This is a genomic window from Caballeronia sp. INML2 (genome assembly GCF_023631365.1).
GTDB lineage: Bacteria > Pseudomonadota > Gammaproteobacteria > Burkholderiales > Burkholderiaceae > Caballeronia > Caballeronia turbans.
This window is the reverse complement of the sequence record NZ_JALQDH010000079.1, coordinates 133,858-154,852: the sequence shown is the minus strand read 5'-3', so window position 1 is coordinate 154,852 and position 20,995 is coordinate 133,858. Positions and strand designations below refer to the sequence as shown.

Annotated in this window: 19 protein-coding genes; 10 read left to right on the top strand and 9 right to left on the bottom strand. The window is 62.2% G+C overall.

The window, feature by feature from the left end; translation table 11 throughout:
• Positions 1-150: 150 nt before the first annotated feature.
• Positions 151-891: a class I SAM-dependent methyltransferase gene (locus NCT32_RS27470; RefSeq protein ID WP_061118705.1), complete on the bottom strand. Its 741-nt coding sequence runs from the start codon at positions 889-891 to the stop codon at positions 151-153.
• Between the two features lie 125 nt (positions 892-1,016).
• Here NCT32_RS27470 and NCT32_RS27465 point away from each other — a divergent pair, with 125 nt between their 5' ends.
• Positions 1,017-2,264 carry an NAD(P)/FAD-dependent oxidoreductase gene (locus NCT32_RS27465; RefSeq protein WP_061118704.1) on the top strand — a complete coding sequence of 416 codons (1,248 nt, stop codon included), beginning with the start codon at positions 1,017-1,019 and terminating at the stop codon, positions 2,262-2,264.
• A gap of 110 nt (positions 2,265-2,374) precedes the next feature.
• Here the strand turns inward: NCT32_RS27465 and NCT32_RS27460 are convergent, their stop codons facing one another.
• On the bottom strand, positions 2,375-2,830 hold the full coding sequence (locus tag NCT32_RS27460; RefSeq protein WP_061118749.1) for a ribonuclease: 456 nt from the start codon (positions 2,828-2,830) through the stop codon (positions 2,375-2,377).
• A 212-nt stretch (positions 2,831-3,042) separates the two neighbouring features.
• On the opposite strand from NCT32_RS27460, the gene bluB reads away from it, so the two are divergent.
• On the top strand, positions 3,043-3,693 hold the full coding sequence (bluB, locus tag NCT32_RS27455) for a 5,6-dimethylbenzimidazole synthase (protein ID WP_061118703.1): 651 nt from the start codon (positions 3,043-3,045) through the stop codon (positions 3,691-3,693).
• Between the two features lie 107 nt (positions 3,694-3,800).
• On the opposite strand, the gene NCT32_RS27450 is transcribed toward bluB, so the two are convergent.
• The 4 genes from NCT32_RS27450 to NCT32_RS27430 form a co-directional block, all read right to left on the bottom strand.
• Positions 3,801-4,937, bottom strand: coding sequence for a branched-chain amino acid ABC transporter substrate-binding protein (locus NCT32_RS27450; protein WP_250490653.1), 1,137 nt, complete (start codon positions 4,935-4,937; stop codon positions 3,801-3,803).
• A gap of 220 nt (positions 4,938-5,157) precedes the next feature.
• Positions 5,158-5,523 carry a BON domain-containing protein gene (locus NCT32_RS27445; protein WP_061118701.1) on the bottom strand — a complete coding sequence of 122 codons (366 nt, stop codon included), beginning with the start codon at positions 5,521-5,523 and terminating at the stop codon, positions 5,158-5,160.
• Between the two features lie 1,073 nt (positions 5,524-6,596).
• Positions 6,597-7,655: a putative zinc-binding metallopeptidase gene (locus tag NCT32_RS27435; RefSeq protein WP_061118700.1), complete on the bottom strand. Its 1,059-nt coding sequence runs from the start codon at positions 7,653-7,655 to the stop codon at positions 6,597-6,599.
• Between the two features lie 42 nt (positions 7,656-7,697).
• A complete protein-coding gene (locus tag NCT32_RS27430) occupies positions 7,698-8,507 on the bottom strand; it encodes a transglutaminase family protein (protein ID WP_061118699.1) in 810 nt (269 codons plus the stop codon).
• Between the two features lie 512 nt (positions 8,508-9,019).
• On the opposite strand from NCT32_RS27430, the gene NCT32_RS27425 reads away from it, so the two are divergent.
• The 7 genes from NCT32_RS27425 (at position 9,020) to NCT32_RS27395 (ending at position 16,955) form a co-directional block, all read left to right on the top strand.
• Positions 9,020-9,364, top strand: coding sequence for a response regulator (locus NCT32_RS27425; RefSeq protein ID WP_061118698.1), 345 nt, complete (start codon positions 9,020-9,022; stop codon positions 9,362-9,364).
• A gap of 176 nt (positions 9,365-9,540) precedes the next feature.
• Positions 9,541-11,139, top strand: coding sequence for an ABC transporter substrate-binding protein (locus NCT32_RS27420; RefSeq protein WP_250490652.1), 1,599 nt, complete (start codon positions 9,541-9,543; stop codon positions 11,137-11,139).
• A 12-nt stretch (positions 11,140-11,151) separates the two neighbouring features.
• Complete coding sequence (locus tag NCT32_RS27415; protein ID WP_061118696.1) at positions 11,152-12,132, top strand: ABC transporter permease; 981 nt, start codon at positions 11,152-11,154, stop codon at positions 12,130-12,132.
• A 19-nt stretch (positions 12,133-12,151) separates the two neighbouring features.
• Positions 12,152-13,105, top strand: coding sequence for an ABC transporter permease (locus tag NCT32_RS27410; protein WP_061118695.1), 954 nt, complete (start codon positions 12,152-12,154; stop codon positions 13,103-13,105).
• A 14-nt stretch (positions 13,106-13,119) separates the two neighbouring features.
• On the top strand, positions 13,120-14,817 hold the full coding sequence (locus tag NCT32_RS27405) for an ABC transporter ATP-binding protein (RefSeq protein WP_061118694.1): 1,698 nt from the start codon (positions 13,120-13,122) through the stop codon (positions 14,815-14,817).
• 34 nt (positions 14,818-14,851) lie between these two features.
• Positions 14,852-16,054 carry an acyl-CoA dehydrogenase family protein gene (locus NCT32_RS27400; protein WP_061118693.1) on the top strand — a complete coding sequence of 401 codons (1,203 nt, stop codon included), beginning with the start codon at positions 14,852-14,854 and terminating at the stop codon, positions 16,052-16,054.
• 340 nt (positions 16,055-16,394) lie between these two features.
• On the top strand, positions 16,395-16,955 hold the full coding sequence (locus NCT32_RS27395) for a porin (protein ID WP_086961146.1): 561 nt from the start codon (positions 16,395-16,397) through the stop codon (positions 16,953-16,955).
• 142 nt (positions 16,956-17,097) lie between these two features.
• Here the strand turns inward: NCT32_RS27395 and NCT32_RS27390 are convergent, their stop codons facing one another.
• From NCT32_RS27390 to NCT32_RS27380, 3 genes are all read right to left on the bottom strand, one after another.
• Complete coding sequence (locus NCT32_RS27390; protein WP_061118691.1) at positions 17,098-17,319, bottom strand: hypothetical protein; 222 nt, start codon at positions 17,317-17,319, stop codon at positions 17,098-17,100.
• A 67-nt stretch (positions 17,320-17,386) separates the two neighbouring features.
• Entirely contained in the window at positions 17,387-18,418 is a 1,032-nt protein-coding gene (locus tag NCT32_RS27385) for an alpha/beta fold hydrolase (RefSeq protein WP_250490651.1), read from the bottom strand.
• Between the two features lie 54 nt (positions 18,419-18,472).
• The gene (locus NCT32_RS27380; protein ID WP_061118690.1) at positions 18,473-19,030 is read right to left on the bottom strand and encodes a DUF3005 domain-containing protein; all 558 of its coding nucleotides are present in this window, start codon (positions 19,028-19,030) and stop codon (positions 18,473-18,475) included.
• 348 nt (positions 19,031-19,378) lie between these two features.
• Between NCT32_RS27380 and NCT32_RS27375 the strand changes: the two genes are divergently transcribed.
• Positions 19,379-20,725, top strand: a complete 1,347-nt coding sequence (locus NCT32_RS27375) for an LLM class flavin-dependent oxidoreductase (RefSeq protein ID WP_061118689.1) — start codon at positions 19,379-19,381, stop codon at positions 20,723-20,725.
• The last annotated feature ends 270 nt before the right edge of the window (positions 20,726-20,995 follow it).

Below are 20,995 nucleotides of genomic sequence, written 5' to 3'. Positions count from 1 at the left end.
TTTTGGGAAGGGGTGGTGGCGGTGTTGGTGGGGGGCCAGGTTGTTGGCGTGCGCATGGCGGGGGTTGTTTTGAATGTGGTGGTTCTGTTGGTGGGGGCAACAGGGCGGGGGGGGGGGCGCGCAGGGCGACGGGCCCCCCCCGCTTCGCACTCAGCCGCTCTTGACGGCCGCGACATTGACAAGCGTCTCGCGCCGCTTGCCGGGCTTCGGCGTATAGAGGCCGATGCGCTCCAGCAGTCCGAAGTCCTTCGCGCGGCTCCACCACAAGTAGGGCAGCGACACGTTGCGGGAATCGAAGCTGAAGCCGCCGTTGCGGATCATGTCGAGATAGCCGTCCGCGCTCTTTTGCACGTGCATCGGATGACGGAATAGCAGCCGGATGACCCAGGACTTGATGTACGCGTCCGTGGATTCGGCGAAAAGTAGTACGCCGCCGGGCTTGAGCACGCGGCGGAACTCGGCGAGCGCGCGTTCCTGCTCGACGAGATGATGAAACGTTTGATGGCAGAAGACGATATCCGCGCTGGCATCGCCTAGCGGCAGATTCGCGCAGTCGCCATGCAGCACTTCGATGCGTGTGGCGGCGGTGTCGGCATTGTCTTCGCAGGCTTGCGCGGCTTTCGCGGCGAGCGCGAGAGATGGCTCGTGGAAATCGATGCCGACGATCCGTCGCGGTGTGAACGCTTTTGCAAGCAGGCGAAATGAAATGCCCTGGCCGCAGCCGACATCGACGATCGTGGGACGAACGGGCAGCGGGCCGTCGATCAGGCCTTTGAGGTCGTTGATGGCGACGCGCAGCACATGATGTTCCCACGTATGCGTGCGCAGGAACCAGACGCCGAACGCCGTTTCAGAAACGAACGGCACGCTGGATGATTCGGTGTTCTGCACAATTGAATCCGGTAATGAAGTAGAAGTTGAATCTTTGATACGAGGCGGCTCGATTGTAATCGCTGATTCGTCGCGCAAACGTCGTATTTGCCCTACGGTTCGAAGTCCGCTTCAAGGGAATAGCAATGAATAAGGAATGTTCGATGAATGCCTCCGTCGATGTCGCCATCATCGGAGCCGGCCCTTCGGGCGCGGTCGCCGCGGCATTGCTGCGAAAAGCGGGGCGTTCGGTGCTCGTGCTCGAACGGCAGCACTTTCCGCGCTTTTCGATCGGCGAGAGTCTCTTGCCGCAAAGCATGGCGTATCTCGAAGAGGCCGGCATGTTGCAGGACATCGTGGAAGCCGGCTTTCAGTACAAGAACGGGGCGCACTTCGTCCATCGCAATCAGGCGTCGGCTTATGATTTCCGCGACAAGCATTCAGACGGCTGGGGCACGACATTCCAGGTCGAGCGCGCGGTGTGCGACGATCTGCTGATCCGTCGCGCGGCGAAGCAGGGCGCCGAAGTGCGTTTCGGCCATACGGTGCTCGAGATGAAAACCGGGAACGCCCCCGTGCTCGAAGTTGCCGACGAGGCGGGCACGCGATACCAGGTGCACGCGCGCTTCGTGCTCGATGCGAGCGGTTTCGGCCGCGTGCTGCCGCGTCTCTTGAACCTCGAAGCGCCCACGCGCATGCCGACGCGCGCCGCGATCTTCACGCACGTGCGTGACGGCATTCCTGTCGATGCGCACGATCGCAGCAAGATCACCGTCGCCGTGCATCCCGAGCATCGTGACGTGTGGTACTGGATGATTCCGCTGGCGAACGGACGTTCCTCCGTCGGATGCGTGGCGGAAGCGGCGTTTCTCGACGTGCCCGAAGCGCAGCGCGAGGCGAAGCTCCGTGCGTTGATCCGCAGCGAACCGACGCTGAATCGTCTGATCGGCGATGCGCCTTTTCTAATGCCCGTGCGTCATATCGGCGGATATTCGGCGAACGTAGAGCGGCTGCATGGTCCCGGCTACGCGCTGCTCGGCAATGCGGGCGAGTTTCTGGACCCCGTGTTTTCGTCGGGCGTGACGATCGCGTTGCGATCGGCGCATCTCGCCGTCGAGACGCTGAAGCGTCAGTTGAACGGCGAGGTCGTCGATTGGCAGGCGCAATACGACTGGCCGCTGCGCAAGGGCATCGACACGTTTCGCGCCTTCGTCGAGAACTGGTACACAGGGAAGCTGCAGGACATCATCTTTGCGCGCGAGCAGACGCCGGCGATACGCCGAATGATCAGCGCGGTGCTGGCCGGCTACGCGTGGGATGAGACGAATCCTTATGTCGTCGAGCCGGTGCGGCGGTTGAACACCTTGCATGAGGTATGCACGCGACGCGAGTGACGGGCCTGTGGAGCGATGATCGGCTTCGGCGGACGAACGAGGGTTCTCGATCGGCGGCGCGCCGCGGAAGTGTGTTGGCACGGTCCGCGGTTTGCCGCGCCCGCTAGTCCTCATTCCCCAATGCGCTTGAAGCTGACGTAGTAATCGTCGGTGTAATAGCACTCGCCGGTTTGCCTGCGCGGTCCGCCGCATACGATCCGGCGCTGTCCGCGATCGGTCGAGCCGGGCGTGCGGACCGTGTATGCGTGGTAGTAGCCGCGCGGATGCTTCGGCAGCAAGAGCGCACTGTTGCGGAACACCACGCCGTCCTCGCTAAAAGGATACGGGCCGCCCGCCTTGATCAGCCGCAGTGTCTCCGCTGCTTCGCCGGGTAGCTGCGCCTTGGCGATAGCGCCCAGCGCACCGGATGCGGAGGGTATATCGCTCGCGCCCTGCGCCGGCTGGACCGGCGCCTGGCTCGCGGATGCGCCCGAAGCTTCCGTAGCGTTTTGCGATCCCCCTTTGCCGCATCCGCCGACAATCGCGCTCGAGGCAACGATGCAGCAGAAAACCCACGCTTTCTTCACGAAACGGTTCTCCACGCGTTGACGGGATTCGACGACCAGGATGGATGTAAAGGTATCGCTAATAGCGGGGCGAATCAATGTTCGGCTGCGATTTGGCGGCTTTTGTAGGACAAGCAGGTTGAGTGCCACACCGCGTGGGAAGGCTTTTCGGGCGAGTTCCAAAGCCCCCGCAGTATCATGCTTGTCCACGAGTTGAACCTTCGCCGAAATCCATGGAAAAAGCATTCAGCGAGGCGGATCGCGAAGCGGTCTACCGCGCAATTCACGAGCGTCGCGACATGCGTCACTTCGTGAGCGACCCCATCGCGCCGCCGGTCATGCAGCGGCTCATCGACGCGGCGCTGCATGCGCCGAGCGTCGGCTTCATGCAGCCTTGGCGCATCGTGCGCATCACGTGTGCGCACCGTCGTGCGCAGTTGCGGGACGCTGTCGAACGAGAACGCCTGCTCACAGCCGATGCCCTCGGCGAGCGGCGCGATTCGTTCATGCGACTCAAGGTGGAGGGCCTGCGTGACTGTGCCGAGGTGCTCGTCATGGCCCTGATGGACGGCCGCGAGAACCATGTATTCGGACGGCGCACACTTCCCGAAATGGACCTCGCTTCGGTAGCCTGCGCGATCCAGAACATGTGGCTCGCCGCACGCGCGGAAGGACTCGGAATGGGCTGGGTTTCCCTGTTCGATCCGCAGGAAGTCGGCGCGTTGTTGAGTATGCCCGTGGGCGCGAGACCCATCGCGATTCTCTGCGTGGGACATGTCGAACACTTCTACGATGCACCGATGCTCGAGACCGAGCATTGGGCGAAGCGCCGTTCCATCGAAGAATGCGTCTTCGAGAACGAATGGCCGTCAGCGAAGGATTAGGCAGCGCGGCCGTCTAATGACAACGACTTTATCCACAGATTCTGTGGATAAAGCTGTGCATACCGGTCGTCGAAGGTCGATAAAACTGCTACATGCGGCGACCTTCTTTACTTCTCCGCGCCGATGGTCGTCACCGGTTGCCATTTCATCGACTTCACCTGATAAAGCGTCGATGTCGGGTTATTCAGATCTCCGTATTTATCGAATGAAATATGTCCGGTGATACCGTTGTATTGCATCGTACGGAGAGTCTGCATGAACACGGCAGGCTTCACGGAATTCGCCTGTTTCATCGCGGTAATGGCAAGCCACGCGCAGTCATAGGCGAATGGCGCATAGGTCAGCGTTTCCGCGCCGAAGCGTTTCTTGAATTTCTCGGCGAACGCGCGGCCTTCGGGTAAGGAATCGACGGGCCGGCCGTATTCCCAGGCCATTGCGCCTTCCGCCGCGCTTCCCGCGGAACTGATGAAGACGCTATCGGCGATCCCGCCGCTTCCGACAAACTGTGCGCGTATGCCGAGCTGCTTCATGCGCTTGGCGATCAGGCCCGCCTGCGCGTCGAGCCCGCCGAAATACAGAAGATCGGCGTTGGCCGCTTTGATGTTCGTGAGTTGCGCGTTGAATTCGACGGCTTTGTCGTTGGTGTATTCCTCCGATACGATCTGGCCGCCGGCCGCTTTCACGGCCTTCTTGAATTCCTCGACCGCGCCTTGTCCGAAGGCGGTCCGGTCGTCCATCACGGCGATGCGCTTCGCTTTCGTCACGTTGACGGCATACGTGCCGGCGTTGCCGGAGTTCTGCGTGTCGGTCGCGATGATGCGAAACACATTGTCCAATCCCTGCCGTGTGATGGCCGGATTCGTTGCCGCCGGATCGATCAGCGGAATGCCCGCGCGCGCGAATATCGGCGAGGAAGGAAGTGCCACGCCTGAGTTGTAGTAGCCGACCACGGCCACGACGCCGTCGTCGACGAGCTTCTGCGCCACCTGAACGCCGATGCGCGGATCGCCCTGATCATCGACGGAAGCAAGCTCGAACTGAACCGGCTGTCCCCCGATGTTCATGTGTTGAGCGTTCGCCTCTTCCACAGCCAGACGCACGCCGTTTTCGATGTCCTTGCCATTGGCCGCGCCCATGCCCGTAAGCGGCGCGGAAACACCGATACGAACGTTTTGCTGCGCACTGGCTACGAGCGGGGCGATGCAGAGCGCGGTCGCCGCGAGAAGGGAAAGGATCGTTTTCATGACAGGGCACTCGTTGGAGGAATGTCACGCGGTCGAGCCAGTACAGCGAGTCTGCCGCTTTGCGAGTCACTATATCGCCAACGTTCCCGGTTCAAGACATGTTTCGGAAGGCATTGATACGCCCAGCGACATCAAGCTCCGCAGAGACATGCCGCATCGTTATCCGCCGTGGACCGGCATGAATTCTCGTTGCCGATCCACGTGGCGAAGCAGGCCTGCCTTATTGCCCGATTTCGCGGATCGTCAGCGCGTTCCTGACGGACGTCACCCCGGCCGTCGCCTTGGCCGCTTCGGTTGCCTGGTCGATTTGCGCGGCATCGGGGACGGTGCCCGCGAGCGTCACAGCGCCGCCGTTCGCACGAACCGATATGTTCGATGTACTCAAACCCTTTACCTTGGTGAGGCTCTTGCGCACATCCTTGGCGAGCTGCCTGTTGGCCGCTTTGGTCGATTTCGCGCTCGGCGCGGCCGGTGCCGCCGATGCGGCGTCGCTGCTCTGGGCGTAGGCGCTCACGATTCCCAAGTTGAACGATGCGGCGATCACGAGGATGCTGGCCGCCACGGCGAGTGGTTTTCGTGCATTCATTGTGAATCTCCCTTTTGACGAGGTTGTTCAAACGCACTGGACGATGGACATTGCCCTCGCACGCGGACGGCGGCAAGCCCGGGGAAGTGCGCTGGGAAGTAAAGATACGCCGATCTGCGCGGTATTGTCAGGTGAGCGTTCTGATATCGCGCGTGGCTGAATACTGCTTGTTGCGGCCAATTTGCGGCGCATCAATGTTGACGTCGACGACCGAAAGAGCAACCGATTGGTACGATGAATCGGCTCGGTATCGGCTGAGCCAACTTCTATTCTTTTTCTCGCCTAACTGCCCGTACAGACGTAACGCCATTTCGCAGCGTTGACATCGATGCGCGCATCGTCCCGAAGCCGCTTTTCGGCGCGATCCAAATCCGCTTGCCGCAAGGACTCGGCTCGCGCTTTCTGGGTTATCGAAACTTCCGGCTTTCTGAACTGCGTAGCGGGGTAGACCGAGGGTTGCTTTTGCATATTGATGCCCATAAGAAGGAGGTCGTTGACACAGAGGCTTCGATGACGACGAAAAAGAAAAAGGGGCGTCAGGCGCCCTTTCGCGCGCAGCGTCCTACGCGGATTTCCTGGACATGATGTCGACCGCCCACGCAACTTCATTCACTCGCAGCGATGCGGCCCGCCGCGCAAGGGTGCGCCGAATGAACCGACAAAGCAAGGACAATCGTCGGATCGTTCATGTAAAGGCCGCGTTTGCACGGTATGCGGCCAACTCTCGAAATAGATCGCGACAGCAACCGCGAACAGGTCCAAAATGCCCGATAGAGCGACCTGTTCATGGTCGCCGAACAGGGGTGGAAAAATGGCAAAGGGTCAATTACGTGGTAATCGCGAGGCGAAAAAGCCCAAGCAACCGAAGAAAATCTCTTCTCCAGTCGCCGATCCCTTCAAGGTCCCCGTTCCCAGGACCACGGGTTTGACGAGTGCTCAAAAGAAGAAGTAGCCGTTCAGTCTCGCTGCTTTAAAGGGCTCGGTCGACAGGACTCGGGCCACCGCGGGCACGCATCCGGCTGCTGGTTCGATGCCGGCGCTGTCCGCCGGTTTCGCCTCTCCAAACTATCCGCTTATACAGCCGTCCTTTGTGCATCGATTACGCGATGTACAAATTCGAGTTTCTGAACGGCTACCGGTGCGAGCGTGAACGGATAAGGGTCGGGCATGCCCAGACTTCGATTCAGGCTGTTCATCGCATAGGTGAGGGGACACCACTGTTTGATGAGCTCATCGAAGGACGGCGAAGAGGACTTCGCTCGATCCACTGTGTCGGGCTCGCTTAAATTCTCGGGATCGATACTGATCCCGCATGCCCGAGCCGTGCCGACCGTGTCCACCATATGTAGATAATGTGCCCATGTCTCGGCCCAATCCTCCCAGGGGTGCATGGTGGCATAAGCGCTGACGTGCGCCTTTCCCCAATCCGCCGGCGCGCCGTTCCGATAGTGCGTTTTCAGCGCATCGCGATAGTCGATGCGCTCATCGCCGAACAGCGCCCTGAACGTTCGCAAATGCTTCGTGCCCGCCACCAGCCGGTCGAAATAGTAGTGTCCTATCTCGTGCCTGAAGTGCCCGAGCAAAGTCCGATACGGTTCCCCTAACGCAATGCGCACTCGCTCCCGTCGAAGATCGTCGGCCTCGGCGATGTTCATCGTGATAAGACCGTTGTCGTGGCCCGTCGTGACCTTTGAATCACGAAGACTCTCGCGAAACTCGAATTGCAGACCCGTTTCGGGATTTTGTTCGCGCGTCTCGATCCGCAGTCCCAGGACGGCCAGCGTGTAGAGCAAGCGGCGCTTCGCGGCTTCCAATCTCGACCAATAACCTTTACGTCGACGCGCTCTGAGATTCGGAATGACGGAGGTGAGGCGGCACGACTGACAGAACCGATTGTCGGATTCAACCGGGATCATCCAGTTGCATACCTTCTCGACGGCGTAGTTATGACACGGCCTGTAAAGCGCACCGTCGCCCGTGAGCTGTGCCCTCCAACGACCCGCGCTTTCCTTGACGAACGCGCTCATCTCACCTGATTCAGGGATAAAACCGAGCAACATGCCGCAGCGTTCGCATTGAACGTTTTCAAAGAAGATCAGATGCCCGCAAGCGGTGCAGTGGAAGGTCTTCATTGTGGGCCTGGAAAGATTGAAGCGGCGCGACAAGCCCGGGGATTATTCATGCGGCTCACAAATGACCTTGAACTTGATCAGATCGGCGTCTCCGAAAGTCATGCTGATCGGCACGTCGGCCGCGTCACGGCCACGCGCCATGAGCACCCGGCCCGTGCGCGGTGCGTTGTTGCGCGGATCGAAGGTTTGCCATGTGCCGCCGAGGTAGGCGTCGAACCATGCGCAGAAATCCTGATCCGCGTAGGGCGGCGGGAGATTGACATCGCTGATGTAGCCCGTGCAATACCGGGCGGGAATATTCATGGCGCGGCACAGCGCGATAGCCAGATGCGCGTAGTCCCGGCAAACGCCGATTCCTTCGCTGTGGGCTTCGAATGCCGTTCTGGTGGGTCGGGCGAAGCGATAGTCGAACTTGATATGACCATGCACGTAATCGCAGATGGCGAGCACCCGGGCGCGACCGGCGGGAACGCCGCTAAACAGCCTCCAGGCCGTGTCCGAGAGCAGATCCGTTTCGCAGTAGCGACTGCCGAGAAGAAACTGAAGGCAATCGACCGGCAAAGACTCCACCGGATGCTGACTGCCGTCCGCGGGATAAGTCTCCTGCATATCCGGCACGTCGAGCACCCCTTCGGTTGCCACGATGAGCGGACCCTGCGAGGGCGTGACGATGCGTGTGCAAAGGTTATCGAATGCATCGTAGTAGTGCGTGAAAGACAATGGCGGATCGAATGAAATGCGATCGGCCTCCAACACGTTTTGCGCCATCGATGGGTGCGTGTTCATCATCAGCACAGCAGGCGTCGCCTGTGTGCAGGCATAGGTCAACTGGAAGCCAACACGAAGTTTCATGGAACCGACGCTCCTGCTACCGGATAAAAAGAGATCCCGCGAGTGCGTCGGGATCGACAAGGCGTTCTGATACGGCGGCGGGTCGGAGCACGCCTGTCATCGGGTGGCATGGAGCGATTGCGAAATTGACCCGTTATCACCGATTGCGTGCATGAGCCCGTCCAACGCGGAGAGCACGCGGCGCTCGCTATATTGAACGCAACCGTCGTACCCAAAATTGATGGATAAGTACGCTGACTCGCACTAAGCGAGATTCACACGCTGCAAGCCGCGAAAATAAGCGGTAAACGCTTGGCAGCATCGCGGCAGCGGACGAAAGGACCCGCAGACCAATGAACATCCTCTGCCGCCGCCGTCAGCCGAGCGAGCCAAAGATGACGCGGGCACGGCCCATGCTCGGAAGTTTTGCACCGGCCTGACGCGCCGGCGTCGACATCACGCGAACCATCAGCGATGACGATTCAGGCGCAACGCCCTTTACAGACAAGCTACGATCATTTTTCGAGGACGACATGCTATTTCTATTCGTCGAGGATGACGTCGGCTCGGCCGAGGCGTTTGCAGCGCTTGCCGGTTCTCTCGGTCATCAATCGCACCTCGCTCATGACGGCGGCGTCGCGCTGCGCCTCGCCGCCGAAACCCGATACGACGCCATTTTCATGGACATCGGCCTGCCCGATATCGACGGTCTCACCCTGTGTAAATACATCCGTTCGGCAGGAAGCTCGACGCACGCCTGCATCGTCGCGGTAACGGGTAGAGTCGATCTCGAAGAAGACGAAATCGCGGAATTCGACGGTTACGTCACCAAGCCAGTAACCGACGTCGGCCTGACCCGCATCATCCAGGGCTGCTGAGGCGCCGTTCTTATCGTTGCGATTCGTTATCGCTTACAGCGTCACATGCTTTTCGAAGCGTCATGCTTTTCTTATGCGTAACCGTTCGTTCACTCGCGCGCGCCGCCGTTTTATCGTGCTCGCTGCGGCGCATCACAGGCCGTCGTCGAACAACGAACAAATAGGAACGGCAAGACATGGCAGGCTTCAACCGACGCGATTTTCTGGTTTCATCGGGCGTGGCGCTCGCGTCCGCCGGCCTGTCTCTACTCGCATACGCGCAAGACGCAACGCCCAAACGTGGCGGCACGCTCAACATGCTGATCAACCCCGAGCCGCCCGTGCTCGTCTCCATCTTTCAGACGACAGGACCCGCGCTCGTCGCAAGTTCCAAGGTGCTCGAAGGCCTCCTCGCCTATGACTTCGATCTCAAACCGAAGCCGCAACTCGCGACCGCATGGAACGCGAGCCCGGACGGCCTGAAATACACGTTCACGCTGCGTCAGAACGTGAAGTGGCACGATGGTGAGCCGTTCACGTCGGCGGATGTCGCGTTCTCCATCGAACTGTTGAAATCGATTCATCCGCGCGGACGCAGCACCTTCGCCAACGTGACGCGCGTATCGACGCCCGATGCGCGCACCGCGATCATCGAATTGTCGAAGCCCGCGCCGTATCTGCTGAAGGCGCTGTCCGCCGGCGAATCGCCGATCGTGCCGAAACATCTGTATGCGAACGGTGATCCGCTAACCAACCCGCACAACAATGCGCCCATCGGCACCGGGCCGTTCCGCTTCAAGTCATGGGCGCGCGGCGCGAGCATCGTCTACGAGCGCAATCCGGATTACTGGGACGCGGGCAAGCCCTACATCGATTCGCTCGTGTTCAAGGTGATTCCCGATGCCGCCGCGCGGTCCGCCGCGTTCGAAACCGGCGCGCTCGACCTCGGCGGTGAAAATCCCGTGCCGCTCTCGGATTTGCCGCGTCTTACGCAATTGCCGCAACTCGCCGTGGAAACGCGCGGTTATCGCTTCCTGGAGCCGCTTTCGGAGATCGACTTCAATCTCGATCATCCGATCCTGAAAGATGTCCGCGTGCGCCAGGCGATCGCGCATGCGATCAATCCGCAAGTCGTGCAGAAGACGATCGCCTACGGCTATGCGGATATCTCGCCGACGCCGATCACGCCCGCATCGCCCTACCACGATGCAAAGCTCGCGCCTTATCCGTTCGATACCGCGAACGCGGAAAAGCTGCTCGACGCCGCAGGTTATCCCCGCAAGAACGGCGGCCCGCGCTTTCAGTTGACGCACGATTTTCTGCCCTACGGCGATATGTACCGCCGTCAGGCCGATTACGTGAAATCGGCGCTCGCGCGCGTGGGCATCGACGTGACCGTGCGCTCGCAGGATTTGCCCTCGTTCCTCAAACGCGTGTATGCGGACCGGCAGTTCGATTTCACGAGCATCGGAGTGAATACGTTGTTCGATCCGAGTGTCGGCGTGCAGCGCCTCTACTGGTCGAAGAATATTCGGCCCGGCGTGCCGTTCTCGAACGCGCCGCATTACAGCAACGCGCAAGTGGATGCGCTGCTCGAATCGGCGTCGATCGAAACCGACGAGACAAAGCGCGTGGCGCTGTACCAGCAGTTTCAGCAGATCGTCTATCGCGATCTGCCGATTCTCAATCTCGTCGCGCCGCGCATGGTCACGGTCGCGAACCGGCGGGTGCGCAATCACACGGTGTCGGCGCAGGGGCTCGAAGGCAATCTCGCCGATGTCTATCTGAGCGCCTGAGGATTGCGAGCGATGAACCGACGCACGCGCTTCGCCGCAATCGCGCGACGCACCGCATGGCAGGCTCTGCCGACGGTGCTCGCCATCGTGATCCTGAACTTCTTCCTTCTGAAGCTGATGCCCGGCGACGCCGCCGACGTGCTTGCCGGCGAAGCGGGTTCCGCCACCGCCGAAACGCTCCAGGCATTGCGCGCGAAGTTCGGCCTCGATCAGCCGGTGCTGCATCAGCTCGGCGCGTATCTTTCGCATCTCGCGCACGGCAGTCTCGGCTATTCGCCGCGCTACGACGCGCCCGTGCTGCAACTGATCCTTTCGCGCCTGCCGAACACCTTGCTGCTGATGGGAACGGCGCTCGGGCTTGCGCTCGTCGCGGGTGTCGTGCTGGGCGCGGTCATGGCGCATTGGGCGGGCAAGTGGCCGGATCGCGTGTTGTCCGTGCTCGCGCTGCTGCTCTATTCGACGCCGGGCTTCTGGATCGGGCTGCTCGCCATCGTGCTGTTTTCGGTGCATCTCGGCTGGCTGCCGAGCGGCGGCGATGTGACCATCGGCGCGCAACTGCACGGTTTCGCCCGGTTCGCCGATGTGGCGAGGCATGTGCTGCTGCCCGCCGTGACGCTCGCGACGTTCTTCGTCGCCATCTACGCGCGTCTCACACGCGCCGCGATGCTCGAAGTCCAGCGCCAGGATTTCGTGCGCACCGCCCATGCGAAAGGACTGCATCCATTGCGCGTCACGGTGCGCCACGTGCTGCGCAACGCGCTGATGCCGCTCACGACCATGATCGGCATTCATTTCGGCACGCTGCTCGGCGGCGCGGCTGTCACCGAGACCGTCTTCAGCTGGCCGGGCCTCGGGCGTCTCGCACTGGATGCCGTCATGGCCCGCGATTTCAGCGTGCTGCTCGGCGTGCTGCTGCTCTCGTCGCTGCTCGTGATCGTCGCCAACGTGGCAGTCGATCTGTTGCAGGCGTGGCTCGATCCGCGCATCGCCTGACTCGTCAACTCGAATACGCATGGCTTCCGATTCCACCGAACTTGCTTCATCCGCTCATGGCTCGGCATGGCGGCGACAACTTGCGGGCGCGCTCTTCGGCGCGCGAAGCGCTCGGGGCGTGCCGTCCGCGCACGCCTCGCGGGGCGTCTGGCGTGCGCTGCTCGGCAATCCTTCGGCGCTCGCGGGCATCGTCCTGCTGACGGCGTTCATTGCGCTCGCGCTCGCCGCGCCCCATCTTTTTCCCGGCGATCCGCTCGACATGGTCGCGGCGCCTTTCGAATGGCCCGGCAGCGATCCGCTCTACCGGCTCGGCACCGATTCGCTCGGCCGCGACGTCGCCGCGGGCATCGCGCACGGCACGCGCGTATCGCTGCTGATCGGGGCATCGGCGGCGGCGATCGGGCTCGTCATCGGCACGCTCGTCGGCGCGATTGCCGGCTTCTTCGGCGGCGTGATCGACGATCTTCTCGTGCGCATCACGGAGCTGTTTCAGACTGTGCCGTCGTTTCTGCTCGTGATCGTGATCGTCGCCATCGGACGGCCGAGCGTGACGGTGATCGCGCTCGCCATCGGCGTTGCATCATGGCCGACGGTCGCGCGTATCGTGCGCGCCGAATTCCGCACGCTGCGCCAGGCGGACTTTGTGCTCGCCGCGCGCAGTCAGGGCTTTTCCGACGCGCGCCTCATCTTCGGCGAGATCCTGCCGAACGCGCTGCCGCCGGTGATCGTCACCGCATCGGTGATGGTCGCGAGCGCGATTCTCATCGAATCGTCGCTGTCGTTTCTCGGCATGGGCGACCCGAACGTCGTCACGTGGGGCGGCATGATCGGCGCGGGGCGCGATTCGTTGCGTACCGCGTGGTATCTGACTGCGCTCCCGGGCGCGGCGATCGTGCTCGCGGTGCTCGCGCTCAATCTGCTCGGCGACGGCCTCAACGACGCACTCAATCCGCGCATGCGCGAACGTTCCTGACCGAGGCCGATACATTGGCGAATCTTCTTGAAGTGCGCGATTTGCGTGTGAGTTTCGGCGCGCATCGCGCGGTGCGCGGCATCGACCTCGACCTGGCCGAAGGGGAGACGCTTGCGCTCGTCGGCGAATCGGGCTGCGGCAAGTCCGCGACGGCGCTCTCGCTGATGCGGCTCGTGCCCGAGCCCGGCCGCGTGACGGGCAGCGTGCGTTTCGACGGACGCGACGTGCTCGCCCGGACGCCGCGTGAGATGCGCGATGTGCGCGGCAGTCAGATTTCGATGATCTTTCAGGAGCCGATGACGTCGCTGAACCCGGTGCTGTCCATCGGCGCGCAAATCGTCGAGACCTTGCGACGGCATGAATCGCTGTCGAAGGAAGCGGCGGCGCGGCGCGCGATCGAACTGCTCGATCGCGTGCATATCCCGGAGCCGCACCGGCGCGTGGCCGACTATCCGCATGAGCTGTCAGGCGGTCAGCGGCAGCGCGTGATGATCGCGATGGCCGTGGCCTGTCGTCCGCGTCTTTTGATCGCCGATGAGCCGACCACCGCGCTCGATGTCACGATTCAGGCGCGCATTCTCGACTTGCTCGCCGAGTTGCGGCGCGATCTGTCGATGTCGCTGCTGCTCATCACGCACGATCTCGGTGTCGTGGCCGAGCACGCGGACCGCGTTGCGGTAATGCTCGCGGGCGAGAAAGTCGAGGAAGCGCCCGTCGCGCAGCTTTTCGAGCGGCCGTCGCACGCTTACACGCGCGGTCTGCTGGGCGCATCGCTCAATGTATCGACGGATCTGCATTACCGCGACTGGAAGCTGCCGGAGATCCGGCACGTGCGCAGCGACGACGGCGCGCCCGCGTTCAATGTCACGCCGCTCGCGCCTGTGAGCGCCGCGCGCGCGGACGGCGTCGTGCACGATGAAAGCGCGCCGTTGCTTTCGCTGCAGGATCTGACGGTTGAGTACGCGCATCGGCACGGCAAGGGCGCATTGCGTGCGGTGGATGGGGTGTCGTTCGATATCGCGCGAGGCGAGACCGTCGGCCTCGTCGGTGAGTCCGGCTGCGGAAAATCGACGCTGTCGAAAGCGATCCTGCGACTCGTGCCTGCAACGCACGGCGCGATACGCTTGCGCGGTGCCGATCTCGTGCCGCTGTCGGAGCGCGCATTGCGGCCGCTGCGCCGTCAGGTGCAGATGGTGTTTCAGGACCCGTATGCATCGCTGAACCCGCGACGCACCGTCGGTGAGATTCTGGAGACGGTGATGGCCGTGAACGGTATCGGCGACGCGCATCAAAGACGCACGCGCGCCGCGACGATGCTCGATCGCGTCGGCCTGCCGAGCATTGCGCTCAAGCGCTTTCCGCACGAGTTTTCGGGCGGACAGCGGCAACGCATCGGCATTGCGCGTGCGCTCGTGCTCGAACCGTCGCTGCTGATTTGCGACGAGCCCGTGTCCGCCCTCGACGTGTCGATTCAGGCGCAAATACTCAATCTGCTCGTCGAGCTCAAGCGCGATCTCGGGCTCGCCTATCTCTTCATATCGCACGATCTTTCGGTGGTGCGCTATATCGCCGATCGCGTGCATGTGATGCACGGCGGGCGCATCGTCGAGAGCGGAGATCATCGCGAAATATGGCGCGCGCCGCAGCATGCCTACACGCGCACGCTGCTCGATGCGATCCCCGGGAAGCGCTTCGATGCGCAGGCCGCTTAGAACCCGCATCAGGACAACAGGAAATTCACGTCACATGTCGAACAGAAATCAGAACCTCGAAGCCGCGCTCGCCGCATTGCCCGAGCTGGCAAAGGCCATCGGCGAAGACGCCGCCGCGCGCGAGACGCGTCGTGAACTGCCCTTCGAGGCGTTCGCGCTCTTTCGTCGATCGGGCTTGGGCAAGCTGCGTTTCCCGCTGGAGTGGGGCGGGCTCGGCGGCTCGCTCGAAGACGTTTTCGAGGTGATCGCGACGCTCGCCGCGCACGAAAGCAACGTCGCGCACGCACTGCGCATCCACTACGACCAGACCGAAGCGTTGCTGCTCTCGCCGCGCACGCCGTTCAACGAATTGCAGATCAGGCGCGTGGCGGAAGGCGCGATTTTCGGCGGCGCATCGACGGAAGCGGGCACCTCGCGTCCCGGCGAAATCACGACGCAACTGCGGCGCGAAGGCGATCACTTTCGTCTTACCGGGCGCAAGTATTACGCAACGGGCACGGCGTTTTCCGACTACGCGCGCCTGAACGTGCAGGACGAACACGGCGAAGCGGCGATTGCGGTCGTGCCGGTTCGACGCGAGGGTCTGAGCGTGCTCGACGACTGGGATGGCATGGGGCAGCGCATGACCGCGAGCGGCAGCCTCGAGTTCGACGATCTCATCGTGTACGCCGACGAAGTCACGCCGCGCGTGCAGACGACGCTCGCGGGGCGCCACGGCGGCGCATTGCGCCAGTTGCATCTGGTGGCGGTGGCGGCGGGCATCGTGCGCAATGTCGTCGCGGATGCGCAGCGCTATGTGCTGAAGCACGGGCGTCCGGTGCTGCACAGCGCGGCGCCGTCGGCGCGCGAGGATGCGTTCATTCAGCAGGTCGTCGGCGAGCTCACGGCGAACAGCCACGCGATCGACGCGCTCGTGCGCGACAACGCGCGCGTGCTCGAACGATCGTCGCAAGCGATCCGCAACGGCGATGCGAACGCCGACGCGCTCGTGCTCGAAGGCGCGCTCGCGACCGCCAGGACGCAGATCGTTGTCAGCAAGCTCGCATTGAGTGCGGCGGAGCGCATGTTCGAGGCGGGCGGCGCATCGGCGACATCGCGGGCGCACAACTTCGACCGCCACTGGCGCAATCTGCGCACGATCTTCAGTCACAACCCGCTGCTGCACAAGGCGCGCGTGATAGGCGATTACGCGCTGAACGGCGTGACGACGCATCTGACCGAAGGGCGCGTGTTCTGATGCGTGACGCCTTGCGTCGATGACGCTGATGCGATAGCCCGCTGCGCGATAGCCGGCGCCATGACGCTGCAAAGTCCGGGCATGAGCGCGCTACCGCGCGGGCCGGACTCGAGCCTCGATCCCGTTTCAAGTCGCACAATTTCTCGTCACAAAAATTGAGCGCGATCAGGTCAAGCAGTCGCTCGCAGCGGTGCATTTCACGGACAAGTGCCGCGCGTCCCCGTCCGAAAAGGAAGGGGGGCGCGGCCATCGTCGATCCTAGCCTCCTGAGGCATACCCATTCGATGTCGCAGGCAGTCGTCTTGCAGCATGACCGTGCTGCCGCCTTTCATCGCTTGGCATGTGCCCTACATCAAGCCGAACAGCGTACGGCGATGCTCGAGCAATATCCATGACTTACAGCGGATACGCCCTGTTCGTCGGACTTGCCTACCAGAATCAGCATGGCGGTTCCGAGAACCTGCCAGCGTTGCCTGCCGCTTTGAACCTGCTCGGCACCGAGCGCTTCACGGGTGCCGTTGCATATCGGATCGGCATTGTGAACCTGCAGGCGAACTACACGTACAACCGCTCGAAGGACGCGCCCGCCGGCTCACTGGCCGCGCGCCTCGGTGCTGCGCATTCGTACAGCTTCGCGGAGATCGGCGCGACGATCCAGGCAACGCCGGCGGACACGATTGAAATCGCCGGGATCAGGCGCGACGCGCGCGGCGCGGATGATCACGCGGAGGGCGTGGAACTCGGTATCGATCACAGCATTTCGAAGCGAACGCAGTTTTATGCGCGCGCCGGCTACATCAAGAACCACGGCAGTTCGACGATGAGTTGGCCCGCGGTGTCAGTGACCGAGCTCGGGTCGTCGCAAAGTATGGTGGCGCTCGGAATGACGCATCGTTTCTGAGGTACCGAAGTGTGCGGCGACAGCGAAGCGAGCTTCGCGCTGCGAACAGCGCGTCACCGCCGAGCCGCGCGTAAAGCGAGCAAATCCGTCTGCTGAGGTATCGGCAAGCATCAGACAGCCGCTGCCATTGCGAACGGCTGCATCAGGATTTCTCATCGTCGAGATTCTTGCTCGACGAGTTCGATCCTTCGGTATCCGGCTTTCCGGCGTCGTCGCCGTGCTTCGTCACGCGGAGATCCTCGAGCACCGCATCGATCTTCTCGCTATCGCCGTCATCCAGCTTTTGGCGGATATCGGCATCCTCGATGGCGTCGCCAGACTTCTTCCGGCCTTCGCCGACATCGGGCGTATGTTCGTCTGTCATGATCGTTCCTTTAATCAGGCCGGCACGCCGTCGACGCGGGTGCCGGCAGGTTGTGCTCAGGCATCGCTCACGATACCGCGATGGCGTCCGTGTGCGCGGCGTCGGAAGCGCCATCGGTTACGGCGCGCCCCGTCTGTGTTTCAATGTCAGCGACCGAGGCACAGACCAAGCCCGCAATCTTGTAATGCACCATATGGCCGGCATCCAGTTCGACTTCGAGCGTGCTGTTCGGCAAGACGCCGTGCAAGCGCGCGGACTGCGATTCCGGATCGACGATCTTGTCGCCGACACCCGCGAAGATACGCACGGGAACGTCGATCGAAGGATAGTGGGCACGCAATCGCGCCGCCGCCGGAATCATGAACGCCGCGTCCTCCGATGTCGCGCGAATCTGGCTCGGGCGCAACAGCATCTCGCGAGGCATGGCGTCGAAGAAATCATCGGGCATGGTTGCCGGTGCGAACATCGCTTTTACCGTCTGCTTCAGCATTAAACGGCCCATGAAGGGCGAAACGGTGTATCGAAGGACATCGCCGAGCACCGGCACGGCGGCTGGCGCCGTCATGGCCACATCGAGACGCGCGGACGGAAAGTAATAGCCCGAAATAAGCACGAGGCCGCGCACCTGCTCGGGAAAATCGACGGCAAGCGCGAGCGCGACCAGCGTACCCCATGAATGTCCGATCACGGTCGGCTTCTCGATGCCGAGGTCAAGCAGCGCGCGCTGCAGCAGCGCTGCCTGAGCCTGCGCCGTCCACATCCGATTGCGCGGACGGTCGCTATACCCGAAACCCGGTCGATCGAAAGCAATCACGCGATGATTTTCCGCCAGCCGGTCGATCACACCGCTCGCTTCGAAGTCCTGTAGCGGCACAGTGTTGCCGTGCAGTACCACCGCGCACGGGCCGTGACCCGTGTCGGTGTAGTGCAGGCGGACGCCGTCGATCTCGACGAATCGGCCGATCGGCGGGTTCGCTCGCTCGGCTTGTTTGGCCTTATGGCGATTCCATAGAGCAGCAGCCGCTGCTGCGGCAGCCGCAAGGGCAAGCACGCCTAACGCGGGCGGCAAGGCTTCGGGTTTGGCACTGAGACGGGGCATGGCTTTCTCGCTGAGAGTTAAATGGCGGATGAGTATCGGTAAGGAAAGAATCGATCAGTTCGAAGTCCGATCGATGAAGATGATGTGCTCCGTGCGGCCACCGTTGCTGGTGGGCAAGTGCATGGTTCCTTCATGACGCATCGTCCATCCGGGTCGCAAGGCGATCGACGGCCGGTTTCCGTCCGAGCGGCTGTCGATTCCACCAAGCCCGAACGCCGGCGTCGCGACGCTGTCATCGAGCGTCGCGTTCGAGCCAACGACGTTGTCATGCATCGGCGACAGATCGCGTTTCGCATCGAGATTCTTGCGATCGGTATCGACCGTATCGTCCGTGGCTTCCATGTTCGCATTGTCAGTCGAGACGATGCGTGAGCTTGCGCGCACGACCGGATCGCCGCTCGATGCCGTGGACCGGTTATCGTCGATGGAGGGAAGCGGGGACGGGTCGTCGGAAGGCGGCGCGGGTGTCTTCCGTACGTATGCCGGATCGAGTTCGGCGGCGGCCGTTTGCGGATCGATGCGGGCGGTCTCCGTGGCCGGCGTGGTGCCGGGGCTCGTGGCCTGTTGCGTTTTCTGCTGAGGTTGAGACGGGTTCGATTCGGCGTTGTTCATTGTGCAGACTTGGACTCGCGTAAGCTGCAATAGGCGCCGTGATTGCCCAGTGTACTTAGTCGATCGTCGTCTTCTCCGTGGTAAGGGTGCGGTAATGGTGGCTCGGGCGCCAGGCGCTTCGTCGCGGTATGAGGGCCGCATCGAACGCGCTAACCGGTAGCCAGGAAGCGACGAGTACGCTCCTTACGCAGCAATGGCTGTGCCGCATCGCTGAATTCGGTCGCGCGCCGCCCCCGGACGGTGCCCCGTTTAGCGCTGCGGTTCATATGCTTCCTCGAAATCGTTCGTGGCGTCGCTAGGGCCTCCTGCTCCAGAATCAAACGTTGTGTTTTTCACCTGGAGCTTTCCATGAGCGGCGAGGCCCCGCGCCAGTTGCATCTGAACATCAACGCACTTCATTCGGGATTCGTGCCGTCGGCCTGGCGTTTGCCGTCGTCGGATCCGAACGTCTTTCTCGACGTGAATCACTATGTGCGCCTGGCGCAAATCGCCGAACGCGCGTGTCTGGATGCAATTTTTCTTGCCGATAACGCCGCGATCTCCGATCAACTCGACATGCGTCCCATCACGGCCCTCGAACCGACGTTGCTGCTCACGAGCGTCGCGGCGGCGACCACGCATATCGGGCTGATCGCGACTGCATCGACGAGTTACAACGAGCCCTATAACATCGCGCGCCGGTTTGCGACGCTCGATCTGATCAGTGGGGGACGCGCGGGCTGGAACATCGTCACGACGGCGGACTTGCCGTCTGCGCGCAACTTCGGTCTCGATGCGGTGCCCGATCACGCGACACGCTATGCACGCGCGGACGAGTTCGCGACGCTCGTCAAGACGTTATGGAATAGCTGGGAGGATGATGCGTTCGTCGCGCAGAAGGCGAGTGGCCGTTTCGTCGATCTCGACAAGGTGCATCCGGCGGATCATCGCGGGCGATTCTTCAATGTCCGGGGCGCGCTGAATGTGCCGCGTTCCGCACAGGGTCACCCGGTGCTGGTGCAAGCGGGCGCATCGGGCGATGGGCGCGAACTTGCCGCGCGTCATGCGGAAGCGGTGTTTTCAGCATCTCAATCATTCGATGAATCGCGTGCCTATCGCGAAGGCCTGAACGCACGCGCCGCGCGTTACGGACGCGGCCCGAACGCGGTGAAAGTGCTCGCGGGACTGACGACGATCATCGGATCGACGCAAAGCGAGGCGCTGCGCCGCCGCGATGAACTCGTCGATCTGATTCCGCTGCAATACAGCCTGAACCGGATTGCGGGGACGCTCGGCGTTCCAGTCGATTCGCTTTCCCTCGACGCGCGCTTGCCCGACGATCTGGCGCCGCCGAACGGCGGCAACGGCAATCACACCTTCTTCAACGCGACGCTCGCGCAGGCGCGCACGCATGGCTACACAGTGCGCGAGCTGATTCGTGCGCTGGCGGGCGGCGGCGGGCATCGCGTGATCGTAGGCACGCCTGAGCAGGTCGCCGATGACATCGAGCACTGGTTCAAAAACGGCGCCGCCGATGGCTTCAATCTGATGCCGGACGTTCTGCCCGATGGTCTCGAAGCCTTTACGGAGGGTGTCGTGCCGATTCTTCAGCAGCGAGGCATTTTCCGTCGCGCATATGAGGGCAAGACGTTGCGCAGTCATCTGGGGCTTGGAGTGCCGGACGGGCGTTACGCGAGGCAGGCGGCTGTCGCGTAGGAGCGTTGTTGGTCGAGGACTATTCGGGCCGCTACGGACCAGAACTTCGATCGCCCGATGACATGGCGTAATAAAGAGAGTTCGTGCGGCGGGAAGGGTATATAGTGATTAGACCGCCCTCACTATGTGGACCGGTCTTTCAGAGGTAGTCATGCGATCAGATATCAAGAAAGCTATCCCGCCTGCGGCAGATGAGACTGCTTACAACCGGGATCGTCGGGCACGGCTGCTTCTTCTCAGGACTGAGGACGCTAACCGGGCGGATCAAAG

Coding starts and splice junctions, on each gene's coding strand:
- NCT32_RS27465 (WP_061118704.1), top strand. CDS start 1,017: ATGAATAAGGAATGTTCGATGAATGCCTCCGTCGATGTCGCCATCATC.
- bluB (WP_061118703.1), top strand. CDS start 3,043: ATGGAAAAAGCATTCAGCGAGGCGGATCGCGAAGCGGTCTACCGCGCA.
- NCT32_RS27450 (WP_250490653.1), bottom strand. CDS start 4,937: ATGAAAACGATCCTTTCCCTTCTCGCGGCGACCGCGCTCTGCATCGCC.
- NCT32_RS27445 (WP_061118701.1), bottom strand. CDS start 5,523: ATGAATGCACGAAAACCACTCGCCGTGGCGGCCAGCATCCTCGTGATC.
- NCT32_RS27435 (WP_061118700.1), bottom strand. CDS start 7,655: ATGAAGACCTTCCACTGCACCGCTTGCGGGCATCTGATCTTCTTTGAA.
- NCT32_RS27430 (WP_061118699.1), bottom strand. CDS start 8,507: ATGAAACTTCGTGTTGGCTTCCAGTTGACCTATGCCTGCACACAGGCG.
- NCT32_RS27425 (WP_061118698.1), top strand. CDS start 9,020: ATGCTATTTCTATTCGTCGAGGATGACGTCGGCTCGGCCGAGGCGTTT.
- NCT32_RS27420 (WP_250490652.1), top strand. CDS start 9,541: ATGGCAGGCTTCAACCGACGCGATTTTCTGGTTTCATCGGGCGTGGCG.
- NCT32_RS27415 (WP_061118696.1), top strand. CDS start 11,152: ATGAACCGACGCACGCGCTTCGCCGCAATCGCGCGACGCACCGCATGG.
- NCT32_RS27410 (WP_061118695.1), top strand. CDS start 12,152: ATGGCTTCCGATTCCACCGAACTTGCTTCATCCGCTCATGGCTCGGCA.
- NCT32_RS27400 (WP_061118693.1), top strand. CDS start 14,852: ATGTCGAACAGAAATCAGAACCTCGAAGCCGCGCTCGCCGCATTGCCC.
- NCT32_RS27395 (WP_086961146.1), top strand. CDS start 16,395: ATGTGCCCTACATCAAGCCGAACAGCGTACGGCGATGCTCGAGCAATA.
- NCT32_RS27390 (WP_061118691.1), bottom strand. CDS start 17,319: ATGACAGACGAACATACGCCCGATGTCGGCGAAGGCCGGAAGAAGTCT.
- NCT32_RS27385 (WP_250490651.1), bottom strand. CDS start 18,418: ATGCCCCGTCTCAGTGCCAAACCCGAAGCCTTGCCGCCCGCGTTAGGC.
- NCT32_RS27380 (WP_061118690.1), bottom strand. CDS start 19,030: ATGAACAACGCCGAATCGAACCCGTCTCAACCTCAGCAGAAAACGCAA.
- NCT32_RS27375 (WP_061118689.1), top strand. CDS start 19,379: ATGAGCGGCGAGGCCCCGCGCCAGTTGCATCTGAACATCAACGCACTT.